General features: G+C 70.0%; 8 protein-coding genes. 5 read left to right on the top strand and 3 right to left on the bottom strand.

Annotated elements, in window-relative coordinates; all coding sequences use genetic code 11:
• The 5 genes from ACGFYV_RS13950 to ACGFYV_RS13930 all read left to right on the top strand — a co-directional run.
• The coding region (locus tag ACGFYV_RS13950) for an Rne/Rng family ribonuclease (RefSeq protein WP_393878593.1) at window positions 1–4,252 on the top strand (4,252 nt) is incomplete at its 5' end.
• Window positions 4,253–4,672: 420 nt separating this feature from the next.
• Window positions 4,673–4,993: a 50S ribosomal protein L21 gene (gene rplU, locus ACGFYV_RS13945; RefSeq protein WP_133911667.1), complete on the top strand. Its 321-nt coding sequence runs from the start codon at window positions 4,673–4,675 to the stop codon at window positions 4,991–4,993.
• 13 nt (window positions 4,994–5,006) lie between these two features.
• The gene (gene rpmA / locus ACGFYV_RS13940) at window positions 5,007–5,261 is read left to right on the top strand and encodes a 50S ribosomal protein L27 (protein ID WP_393878592.1); all 255 of its coding nucleotides are present in this window, start codon (window positions 5,007–5,009) and stop codon (window positions 5,259–5,261) included.
• Between the two features lie 119 nt (window positions 5,262–5,380).
• Window positions 5,381–6,826, top strand: coding sequence for a GTPase ObgE (obgE, locus tag ACGFYV_RS13935; protein WP_393878591.1), 1,446 nt, complete (start codon window positions 5,381–5,383; stop codon window positions 6,824–6,826).
• A gap of 247 nt (window positions 6,827–7,073) precedes the next feature.
• Complete coding sequence (locus ACGFYV_RS13930; RefSeq protein WP_393878590.1) at window positions 7,074–7,892, top strand: acyltransferase; 819 nt, start codon at window positions 7,074–7,076, stop codon at window positions 7,890–7,892.
• Between the two features lie 95 nt (window positions 7,893–7,987).
• Here ACGFYV_RS13930 and ACGFYV_RS13925 read toward each other — a convergent pair whose 3' ends face one another.
• The 3 genes from ACGFYV_RS13925 to ACGFYV_RS13915 are packed head-to-tail and all read right to left on the bottom strand — an operon-like array spanning window position 7,988 to window position 11,349.
• On the bottom strand, window positions 7,988–9,052 hold the full coding sequence (locus ACGFYV_RS13925; RefSeq protein WP_393878589.1) for an NAD-dependent epimerase/dehydratase family protein: 1,065 nt from the start codon (window positions 9,050–9,052) through the stop codon (window positions 7,988–7,990).
• Between the two features lie 5 nt (window positions 9,053–9,057).
• Window positions 9,058–9,774 carry a 2-C-methyl-D-erythritol 4-phosphate cytidylyltransferase gene (locus ACGFYV_RS13920; RefSeq protein WP_393878588.1) on the bottom strand — a complete coding sequence of 239 codons (717 nt, stop codon included), beginning with the start codon at window positions 9,772–9,774 and terminating at the stop codon, window positions 9,058–9,060.
• Between the two features lie 3 nt (window positions 9,775–9,777).
• Window positions 9,778–11,349 (bottom strand): CDP-glycerol glycerophosphotransferase family protein, encoded by a 1,572-nt coding sequence (locus ACGFYV_RS13915; protein ID WP_393878587.1) that lies wholly within the window; start codon window positions 11,347–11,349, stop codon window positions 9,778–9,780.
• Window positions 11,350–11,644 lie beyond the last annotated feature (295 nt).

Here is an 11,644-nt window from a genome sequence, read left to right as displayed (position 1 = left end):
GGCTCCCGCGACCGCGGAGACCGCCGAGGCCACTGAGACTGCTGAGACCGCTGAAACGGTCGTTCCGGCCACGACCGGCGCCGCTGCCGAGGCCCCCGAGGCCGCCGAGGAGCCCGCGCCCGCCGGCCGCACCCGCCGCCGGGCCACTCGGCGCGCGTCCGCGTCGACCGGGGCTCCCGCGACCGCGGAGACCGCCGAGGCCACTGAGACTGCTGAGACCGCTGAAACGGTCGTTCCGGCCACGACCGGCGCCGCTGCCGAGGCCCCTGAGGCCCCCAGGGCTGTCGAGGAGCCCGCGCCCGCCGGCCGTACCCGCCGCCGGGCCACCCGACGTGCGTCCGCGCCCGCCGGTGCCCCGGCCCAGGTCCCGGTGAAGGCCGAGGACGTCGCGGACGTCGAGGAGGAGACCGAGGAGACGGCCGAGACGGCTGCCGCGCAGGCCGAGGTCGTCGCCGAAGCCGTCGCCGAGGCACCGGCCCCGCGCCGCCGCGCCACCCGGCGCGCCTCCGCACCGGCCGGTGCGCCGAAGGCCGCCGAGGCCCCTGAGACCGCGCCCGCCGCGCCGGCAGCGACCGCCGCAGCGCCCCCGGTCGCCGAGGAAGCCGCCGCAGCCGCCCCCGCCGCCGAGGCGGAAGCCGCCGCTCCGGCCGGTCGTACCCGCCGCCGCGCCACCCGCCGCGCGTCCGCGCCCGCCGGTGCCCCGGCTGCCGCCGAGGCCGCCGAAACCGTCGCACCGGCTGCCGCCACGGCCGCGCCCATGGCCGAGGCCGTGGCGGAGCCCGAGCAGCCCACCGAGGCCGCCGAAGAAGCCGCGCCGCGCCGTACCCGCCGCCGCGCCACGCGCCGCGTGTCCGCGCCCGCCGGCGCCCCCGAGGCCGCCGAGAGCGTGAAGACCGCTCCGGCCGTCGAGACCCCCGAGACCGCCGAGGCCGAGGAGCAGACCGCTGTGACCGAGACCCCGGAACCCGCCGAGACCGCCCAGGCGCCGCAGGCCCCCGCTGCCGAGGCGCCCGCCGAGGCCGCCGCGCCGCGTCGCCGGCGCCGGGTGGCGCGCCAGGCCGCCACCTTCTCCGCGCCCGCGCAGCCCGCCGCCGCGCCGGCCGAGGACGACGAGGCCGAGTCGCCGCGCCGTCCGGCCCGCCCCGCCGTGGCCGTGTTCCAGCCGCCGGTGTTCGCCGAGCCGAAGTTCCAGTTCCAGACCCCGCAGCGGGCCGCTGCCGAGGCCGCCGCGGAGGCCGCCGAGGCGGAGGAGCCCGAGGCGGCCGAGGAGAGCGGGACGTACGCCGAGGAGCGCGCCGAGAGCGGCTCCCGCCGTCGCCGTCGCCGCCGGGGCGCCGCCGCCGAGGAGCCGCAGGCCGTCGAGACGGCCGTGACCGCCGAGGCCGAAGAGGCGTACGAGGACGAGGAGGACGCCGAGAACCTCGCCGAGGGCGAGGACGGCGAGGAGGCCGAGGGCTCGGAGGAGGCCGGCTCCCGCCGTCGCCGTCGCCGGGGCGGCCGTCGTCGCCGCCGGGGTGACGCCGCCGAGGGCGAGGCCGGTGAGGGCGTCGACGCCGAGGCCGACGAACTGGCCGCCGAGCAGGCCGAGCAGGACACCGAGGACACCGCCGAGCAGGACGAGGAAGACGCCGAGGACGCCCGTGACGAGGCCGGCGGTTCCGCCTCCAGCCGCCGTCGCCGGCGCCGTCGCCGCCGCGCCGGTGACACCTCCGTCGACACCGAGCCCGGTGAGGGCGACCCGGAGCGCACGGTCGTCAAGGTCCGCGAGCCCCGCAAGGCCAGCGAGCCGTCCGACGAGGTGCAGTCCATCAAGGGCTCGACCCGTCTGGAGGCGAAGAAGCAGCGCCGCCGCGAGGGCCGCGAGCAGGGCCGCCGACGCGTCCCGATCATCACCGAGGCCGAGTTCCTGGCCCGCCGCGAGGCCGTCGAGCGCGTGATGGTCGTGCGCCAGTACGGCGAGCGCACGCAGATCGGCGTGCTCGAGGACGGCGTGCTCGTCGAGCACTACGTCAACAAGGAGCAGGCCACCTCGTACGTCGGCAACGTCTACCTCGGCAAAGTGCAGAACGTGCTGCCGTCGATGGAGGCCGCCTTCATCGACATCGGCAAGGGCCGCAACGCCGTCCTGTACGCCGGCGAGGTCAACTTCGAGGCGCTGGGCCTGGCCAACGGGCCCCGTCGTATCGAGTCGGCGCTCAAGTCCGGCCAGTCCGTGCTCGTGCAGGTCACGAAGGACCCGATCGGGCACAAGGGTGCGCGTCTGACCAGCCAGGTCTCCCTGCCGGGCCGCTACCTCGTGTACGTCCCCGAGGGCTCGATGACCGGCATCAGCCGCAAGCTGCCCGACACCGAGCGCGCCCGGCTGAAGACCATCCTCAAGAAGATCGTCCCCGAGGACGCGGGCGTCATCGTGCGCACCGCCGCCGAGGGCGCGAGCGAGGACGAGCTGCGCCGCGACGTCGAGCGGCTCCAGGCGCAGTGGGAGGAGATCCAGAAGAAGTCCAAGAGCGGCAACGCGCCGACTCTGCTGTACGGCGAGCCGGACATGACCGTCCGCGTCGTGCGCGACATCTTCAACGAGGACTTCTCCAAGGTCGTCGTCAGCGGCGAGGACGCCTGGGACACGATCCACGGCTACGTCTCGCACGTGGCCCCCGACCTGGCCGACCGGCTGTCGAAGTGGACCCCCGAGGTCGACGTCTTCGCCACCTACCGGATCGACGAGCAGCTCGCCAAGGCGCTGGACCGCAAGGTCTGGCTGCCCAGCGGCGGTTCGCTGGTGATCGACCGGACCGAGGCGATGGTCGTCGTCGACGTCAACACCGGCAAGTTCACCGGCCAGGGCGGCAACCTCGAGGAGACCGTCACCAGGAACAACCTGGAGGCGGCCGAGGAGATCGTGCGCCAGCTGCGGCTGCGCGACCTCGGCGGCATCATCGTCATCGACTTCATCGACATGGTCCTGGAGTCCAACCGCGACCTGGTGCTGCGCCGCCTGCTGGAGTGCCTGGGCCGCGACCGGACGAAGCACCAGGTGGCCGAGGTGACCTCGCTGGGCCTCGTGCAGATGACCCGCAAGCGGGTCGGCCAGGGTCTGCTGGAGTCCTTCTCCGAGACCTGCGTGCACTGCAACGGCCGTGGCGTCATCGTCCACATGGAGCAGCCGACCGCCGTGGGCGGTGGTGGCGGCGGCAAGCGCAAGAAGCGCGGCCGTGGCGGTGACGGGCATGTGCACGAGCACGAGCACGAGACGGCCGCCGTGGCCGTGGAGACCGGTGAGGCCGTCGAGCCCGAGGCCGAGACGGTCGCCGAGGTGAGCGCCGAGGTCGCCGCGCCGGTCGCGCTGCCCGCGCCGGACTTCGCGCCCGACGAGGAGCTGTACAGCAGTGTCGCCGAGGCGGAGGCGGCGGCCGGCCGTGGCCGTTCGCGGCGCCGTGCGAGCCGCCGCGCGTCCGCGCCGGCCGGTGCGCCGAAGGCGGAGGGCCGCAGGGCCGCGCGGGGGTCGGACAAGGCCGTCGCCGAGGCGGAGCCGGTCGCGGAGACGGTCGCCGAGGTGAGTGCCGAGGTGAGTGCCGAGGTTGCCGCTCCGGTGGCCGAGACCGTGGCGGAGGCGGTGACGGCTCAGGCCGTCACGGCGCCGTCGACCGAGGCCGTCCCGGCTGCCGTCGAGGAGCCGGCCGCGCCCGCGCAGGCCGCCGTCGAGGAGGCCGCGCCCAAGGGCCGTACGCGCCGTCGTGCCACCCGGAAGGTGTCGGCTCCGGCCGGTTCCCCGGCAGGGGCCGAGGCGACCGTGGTGACCGTCGCGGAGAGCGCGCAGGTGGCCGAGGCGCCGGTGGCCCGGCCCGAGCCGGAGGCCGCGGCCCCGGCCGCGCAGGAGCCCGCCGAAAGCGCGGCGGCCCCGGCCCGCCCGCGCCGTCGCGTCGTGCGCTCGACCACCGCGCCGACCACGTCCGAGGAGACGGCCGTCCTGGTCGTCCCGGCGGTCGCGTCCGAGGAGGCCGCCGCCGAGGCACCCGCCGCCGAGGAGACGGCCGGGGAGACGGTCGAGGAGGCCGCGCCGGCCAAGAAGACCGCCCGCAAGGCGGCCAAGAAGGCCACGGCGAAGAAGGCGGCCACCAAGAAGACCGCGGCCAAGAAGACGGTCGCGAAGAAGACGACGGCCAAGAAGGCGGCCAAGACTGCCAAGACGGCCGCCGCCAAGTCGACGGCGAAGAAGACCACCACGGTCTCCACGGCCGCCGACGAGAGCTGAACCCTCCCGGCGAGAGCCGGAACCCTCCCGGCGGGTGAGCGCCCGGTCCGTACGACGGCCGTACGGCGGTCTTCGTAAGGCCGTACAACGGTCTTACGACGGTCGCACGACGGTCGCACGACGGTCGCACGACGGCCACCGCTCACCCGCCGGACCCTGCCCCTCACCGGACGGCTTTCGCGGTGCCCGTCACCTGCGGAGCCGTTCGTGTGACGGGCCGCACAGCCGCGGGGCGCGGCCCGGTTTGACCCCTTCGGCCACCGCCCCGTAACCTTGACCGTCGGCGTGTCCACTGAGCACGCCACATCCCCGTAAACCTCTTCCTCCCGGGCGCAGGGCTGGCCGGGAGAGGTCGTCCGTGTTCGTCCTGGACGGCTGGCCTTCGGGGGTGCCGTGAGTTCGAGCGAAAGAGAGATCCGCGTGTACGCCATCGTGCGCAGCGGTGGTCGCCAGCACAAGGTTGCTGTCGGCGACATCGTTGAGGTTGACAAGATTTCCACCGCCCAGGTTGGCGACACGGTCGAGCTCTCGACCCTGCTCGTTGTCGACGGCGACGCTGTGACCAGCGACCCGTGGGTGCTGGCCGGCATCAAGGTCCAGGCCGAGGTCGTGGACCACCACAAGGGCCAGAAGATCGACATTCTGCGCTACAAGAACAAGACCGGCTACCGCCGTCGCCAGGGCCACCGCCAGCAGTACACGGCGATCAAGGTCACCGCGATCCCCGCGGCTGCGAAGTAAGGACTGAGGAGACATGGCACACAAGAAGGGCGCATCGTCCACCCGGAACGGTCGCGACTCCAATGCCCAGCGGCTCGGCGTGAAGCGCTTCGGCGGTCAGGTCGTCAACGCTGGTGAGATCCTGGTCCGTCAGCGCGGCACCCACTTCCACCCCGGCTCCGGCGTCGGCCGTGGCGGCGACGACACGCTGTTCGCGCTGCAGGCCGGTGCGGTGGCGTTCGGCACCCACCGTGGCCGCAAGGTCGTGAACATCGTTCCGGTCGCCTGAATCACCTGATTCAGCACCGAACGCTTTCGCGAGGCGGACCTCACTTCCCGGTCGGGAAGGCGGGTCCGCCTTTCGCGCGTTAAGAAGAGAAACACCCGCACTTACTGGAGGCACACACCATGACCACCTTCGTGGACCGCGTCGATCTGCACGTCGCCGCGGGTAACGGAGGCCACGGCTGTGCCTCCGTCCACCGGGAGAAGTTCAAGCCGCTCGGCGGCCCGGACGGCGGCAACGGCGGCCGTGGCGGCGACATCATCCTGACCGTGGACCAGTCGGTCACCACGCTGCTCGACTACCACCACTCCCCGCACCGCAAGGCCACCAACGGCAAGCCCGGCGAGGGCGGCCACCGCTCCGGCAAGGACGGCCAGGACCTGGTCCTGCCGGTGCCGGACGGCACGGTCGTACTGGACAAGGCCGGCAACGTGCTCGCCGACCTGGTCGGCCACGGCACCTCGTACATCGCCGCGCAGGGCGGCCGGGGCGGCCTCGGCAACGCCTCGCTGGCGAGCGCCCGCCGCAAGGCGCCCGGCTTCGCGCTGCTCGGCGAGCCCGGTGACCTCCGGGACATCGTCCTGGAGCTGAAGACCGTCGCCGACGTGGCCCTGGTGGGCTACCCGAGCGCGGGCAAGTCCTCGCTGATCTCCGTGCTCAGCGCGGCCAAGCCGAAGATCGCGGACTACCCGTTCACCACCCTCGTGCCCAACCTGGGTGTGGTGACGGCCGGTTCGACCGTCTACACCATCGCCGACGTGCCGGGTCTGATCCCGGGCGCCAGCCAGGGCAAGGGCCTCGGCCTGGAGTTCCTGCGGCACGTGGAGCGGTGCAGCGTGCTGGTGCACGTGCTGGACACCGCGACCCTGGAGTCCGACCGCGACCCGGTCACCGACCTCGACATCATCGAGGAGGAGCTGCGGCAGTACGGCGGCCTCGGTGACCGCCCCCGCCTCGTCGTCCTGAACAAGGTCGACGTGCCGGACGGCAAGGACCTCGCCGAGATGGTCCGCCCCGACCTGGAGGCGCGCGGCTACCGCGTCTTCGAGGTGTCGGCCGTCGCCCACATCGGGCTGCGCGAGCTGTCGTTCGCGCTCGGCGATCTGGTCGGCCAGGCGCGCGCCGCCAAGCCGAAGGAGGAGGCGACGCGGATCGTCATCCGTCCCCAGGCCGTGGACGACACGGGCTTCACGGTCACCTGCGAGGAGATCGACGGCGAGCCGCTGTACCGGGTGCGCGGCGAGAAGCCGGAACGCTGGGTGCGCCAGACCGACTTCAACAACGACGAGGCCGTCGGCTACCTCGCCGACCGGCTCAACCGCCTCGGTGTCGAGGAGCAGTTGATGAAGGCGGGCGCTCGCTCCGGCGACGGCGTCGCCATCGGCCCCGACGAGAACGCGGTCGTCTTCGACTGGGAGCCGACGGTCATGGCCGGCGCGGAGATGCTCGGCCGGCGTGGCGAGGACCACCGCTTCGACGGGGAGCGGCCCGCGGCCCAGCGCCGCCGGGACAGGCAGGCGGAACGGGACGAGTCGCAGCGCGAGTTCGACGACTTCGAGCCCTTCTAGGAGTCGGCAGTGCCCCTCTGGGACATCCCGGAGGGGCACTGGCATTCCAAAATGGTACAGACGTCGTGTAGTGGCAAATTGGTGGCGTCGCGGGAGTCCGCCTTCTTTAGCTACGGGATTCGCGGGGCCATCAGAGGAATTCTCACCAACAGAGTCATCTGATAGCTTAAATGCGAACCCAAGGCTGGAACGGAGGTGCGAGGGACTGGTCCGACCTAACGCGGTCTAGGGCGCACCCTCGGAAGCGATGCTGCAACTGCACAAGCTCGAGCGTTACAAGGACGATCAGGGAAATGAGATCGTCTACGACGGAGAAATCCGTGAGGACAAGATCGATATCCGGTTCAAGGGGTCGAACAATACCCTTGTGATCAGCCCCGAGGCGGATATACGAGACCTTCTCATCACCTTCTCGGGAAACGACGGGAAGATCGAGATCGGTCCGACCACGAAGAAGCGCGCCGGTCTCCGCTTCGAATTGCGCTGCGGGCACGAGTCCCGGATTTGGATCGGCGAGAACGTGGGCTGCGCGGGTCGCACCTTCATCTCCGCCGTCGAAGGCGTATCGGTGACGATCGGTGACGACGTGATGTTCGCCAAGAACATCGAGGTGCGCGGCGACGACACCCACCCGATTTTCGACGTGCGCACCGAGAAGCGTATGAACCCGTCCCAGTCGATCGTCGTGGGCGAGCACGTCTGGATCGCGAAGCACGCGGTCGTGATGGGCGGCGTCACCATCGGCAACGGCTCGGTGATCGGTTTCCGTTCCATCGTGACCTCGGCCATTCCCAACAACTGCGTCGCGGTCGGGGCACCGGCGCGTGTGGTGCGGCGCGACATCGCCTGGGAGCGCCCCGAGGTCGTACCGCGCCGTCCGAACGAGCAGTATCCGCGCAAGGGTGAGAAGTCCCCGAAGTACTGGAACCTCACCGATGACGAGGCGGTCATGGCGGCGCCGACCGTGCGGCCGCAGGTCAAGACGGCACCGCGGCGGCTGGCCCGACGCCTGCCGGCACCGGTGCGGCGGCTGGCCCGGAAGCTTCTGCCCTCCCGGAAGGCCTGAGCCTGGCATCTGACAGCAGATCACCCTGGTACGGATGAAGGTCCGTACCGGGGTGATCTGCTGTCAGATGATGATTCCCGCTGGTGCGCGGAGAGCTACGCCTTCTCGGCGACCGACTCCAGATGGGTCACCATACGGTGCAGCCCCGCCGGAAGTTCGACCACCGGGCGCCAGCCCAGGCCCGCCAGCCGGGCGCTGTCCAGGCCCTGCTTCTTGGTCAGGCTGTAGGAGCGCTCGTCGGACTCGTTGCTGAACCGCAGTCGCAGCCCACGCTCCGGGTGCACCTGGGTGAACAGCTCCGCCAGGCGCCGGATGGAGACCAGACCGGCCGGGTCCGCCACGTTGTAGGCCACCTGGTCACCACGGAGCAGCGCGTAGAACATGCCCGCGATGGCGTCGGCCACGTACGTGTAGGTCCGCACGCCGGAACCGTCGCTGTTGAGCACGATGTCCTTGCCGGCCACCACGTTCGCCGCGAAGTCGGCCTGCACCCGCCCGTCGTCCAGCGCCATCCCCGGGCCGTAGATGTGGCCGAACCTGACGACGCGGCAGTCGATGCCGTACTGAGCCTGGTAGCTCACGCAGATCGTCTCCGCGGCCCGCTTGCCCTCGGCGTAGCAGGCCCGCGGGTTGAGGATGTCGAAGCCGCCGTAGCTCTGCTCGTCGATCAGCTCGGTCTCCGGGACCTGGGCGCCGTAGACCTCCGCCGAGGACATCAGCACGAATCCGCGGCTGGCCTTCGCCACACACAGGTCGAGCAGATTGAACGTGCCGACCAGATTGGCCTTGATCGTCATGACCGGCTGGCTGCCGTGCAGGGCGGGCCGCGCGGCGCTCGCCCCGTGGATCACGTAGTCGACGGGGCCGTCCAGCTCCAGCGGAGCCGACACGTCCTGGACGACGAGGTGGAAGTCCGGGCGGTCGAGCACGTCCGCGAGCAGACGCCTGGCCTTCTCCTCGTTGCGCACCAGACCGTGCACGGTGATGCCCAGCCCGTGCCGGTCGTTCAGCGCCAGCAGGGTGTAGACGGCGTACGACGGCAGCATGCCGCTGGCGCCGGTGACCAGCACGGAGCAGCCGGCCAGCTCACTCCACGGCAGGTCACGGTCGAGGATCTCGTCGAGGTCGTGCGCCACGACGGCGCTGGAGACGGTGGTCACGGGACTCACATCCCACCGATCTGCTGGTTCTCGATGATCTCGAAGAACGTCCGGCACAGATAGAAGTCCTCGGCCGTCGTGATCTTTATGTTCGAGCGGGGGCCCACCACGCGGTACAGCTTGTGGCCGTACCGGTGCATGAGGGAGCAGGAGTCGATGGTGTCGTGCTCGCCCTCGGAGACCGCGCGGTCGTACAGCGACAGGATCTGGTTGAGGCGGAAGCTCTGCGGGGCCTGCGCGGCGTAGATGTGGTCGCGCGGGATCACGTCGTCGATGTGCTCGTCCGCGCTCGACACGACGGTCTCGTTGAACTTGGTGCAGGTGATGGCGGAGCCGTGCTCCTGGACGGTCTCGATGTTGGCGCTGATGAGGTTCGCGTCGATCAGCGGCCGCACGCCGTCATGGATCAGTACGACGGTGTCCTCGGGGCAGTCCGCGGCGACCGCCTTGAGGGCGTTGTGCCGCGACTCCTGACCGGTCCTGCCGCCGTCGACGACCCACCGGACCTTCTCGATCTCGTACCGCTTGAGCATCTTCTCCATGAGCTCGCGGTATTCGGGAAGGATCGCTATGGCGATGCCGTCGATATCCGGGTGCGCCTCGAAGTGCTCAAGGGTGTGGATGATGATCGGCTTGCCGTGGATCTCCAGGAACTGCTTCGGGAGGGCGCGGGAGTTCATCCTCGACCCGATGCCGCCTGCGAAAAGCAATGCAATGTTCACGGTTCATGCCTCCGACTGGTCGCTGAGCGGTTGGTCGCCCACCGCCGTGTCGTCCGGGGCGAGATCGAGCCAGTGATGGTCGCTGCCCGTCTTACTGTCATGGGGATCGCCGACCACCAGCCAGTCGATCACCCGGTCCGCCGAATTGGTGTCGACGAAGTCGAAGTTCTCCCGCCGGAACTCCGCGACCTTCGACGTGTCGTAGTCCTCGTCCTGTATGGCCTTGAGGAGTTCGTCGAAGGTCACGCAGATCTTGCCGGGAGCAACGGCGTCGTAGTCGCGGTGGAATCCGCGGATCACCGAATAGGTGTCCTTGTCGTACGCGTAGAACAGGATCGGCCGGTCGAGGAGCGTGTACTCGTAGATGACCGAGGAGTAGTCGGTGACGAGTACGTCGGTGACCTGGAGCAGATCGTTGGTGTCCGGGAACGACGCGAAGTCCAGCAGTCGGTCCGAGAATTCCGCGGGGATCGGCACGGGCTCCGATATGAAGTGGTGCATCCGGAAGAGTACGACGTACTTGTCCCCGCAGACCTCGTGGAGTTTCGCGAAGTCGATGCGGTCGTAGTCGTAGTGCGCGTCGCCGATGCTCTTCCCGCGGAAGGTCGGCGCGAACAGCACGATCTTCTTGCCCTTGAGCTTCGGGTTGGCGGTGTAGAAGTCCTCGACGACCTTGCCCGTCCGCTCCTTGTCGAGGAACGTGTCTATTCGGGGCAGGCCCGTCGGTATGACCGCCGATTCCTCGATGCCGAACGCCTCGGCGTACACCGGCACAAGATGCTTGGAGCCGGTGATCACGTACGTGTACTTGCGGTGGGCGTTCGTCAGCTTCGGCGAACCGTAACGCCCGAACCGGCTGTAGCCGACCGACTTGAACCCGCTGCCGGCGTGCCAGAGCTGGATGATCTTGGTCTTGGGGGAGATGCCCAACTGGGCGATGAGCCCGAAGTAGTCGTCCATCAGCACGACGTCCGACGTCGCCAGCAGGTAGATGAGCCGCAGCGTGCTCCACTTGTTGGCGGTGGTCGGAATCCGGAACGAGTGGCGGAACGTGTACTGCTTGTCGAGGCCCCGCTCGATCATCCGGTCGTGGACGCGCGCCAGGTTGCCGCCGAGTCCGGTGCGCATCTCGGAGGCGAACAGAATCTTGTTGCCGCGCGGCGGATTCAGGCGGCGCGAGAGGGTGTAGACGCGATTGGCGAGCTTGCGGCGCCGGGCCCGCGGAAACACCTTCAGCCCAAGTCGCTTGCCCAGCGGCGCCTTCGGGCCCTTCGGCCCCTTCGAACCCTTGCTCGGCCCTGCGCTGCGGAACAGCTGGTACGTCCGCATGAGGAACTCGGGGTTCTCGTCGTCGTCCGAGATACCGAAGGCGATGACGTACGCGGTGCGGTTGCGGTCGTAGAGGAAGGTACGGGAGTCAACGTCCAGGCGGTCAATGGCAGTCAGGTCGAAGTCCGCGGCCGGCAGCCGCTCCTCGCCGATCACCGGGACGATCCGCCACGTACCGTTGGGCACCTGACGGCGGTCCTGGAAGTTGGTGACGTTGATCTCCAAGCGGTGCTGTTCGGCGTCCATTTGCCGAGAATTCACCAGGAACTCACGCTCACCATCGACGATCAGGAAGCGGAGGGCACTAGAATCCCCAGTGAAGTCCGACACGATCGCCGTGAGTGAAAGGTGAACACGTTCCCAGGAAATCGCCGCTATCGAGCAACGCGCCATCGTTGTCCTTCCGTCTGTGGAACCGCCGCGCAACTATGAGGCCTGCGCGACGGCGACGAGGCCTGCCTGCGCCAGGTAGGGCGGCTGTGGGAGCATAGCCTACTGGTCCAGGGCAGCCCTAAGTCGTGACGGGGGCCACTGCCGCGCT

This window comes from Streptomyces sp. NPDC048297, from assembly GCF_043201585.1.
Classification (GTDB): domain Bacteria; phylum Actinomycetota; class Actinomycetes; order Streptomycetales; family Streptomycetaceae; genus Streptomyces.
This window is presented reverse-complemented; position numbering and strand designations above follow the sequence as displayed.

Coding starts and splice junctions, on each gene's coding strand:
- rpmA (WP_393878592.1), top strand. CDS start 5,007: ATGGCACACAAGAAGGGCGCATCGTCCACCCGGAACGGTCGCGACTCC.
- obgE (WP_393878591.1), top strand. CDS start 5,381: ATGACCACCTTCGTGGACCGCGTCGATCTGCACGTCGCCGCGGGTAAC.
- ACGFYV_RS13930 (WP_393878590.1), top strand. CDS start 7,074: ATGCTGCAACTGCACAAGCTCGAGCGTTACAAGGACGATCAGGGAAAT.
- ACGFYV_RS13915 (WP_393878587.1), bottom strand. CDS start 11,349: ATGGACGCCGAACAGCACCGCTTGGAGATCAACGTCACCAACTTCCAG.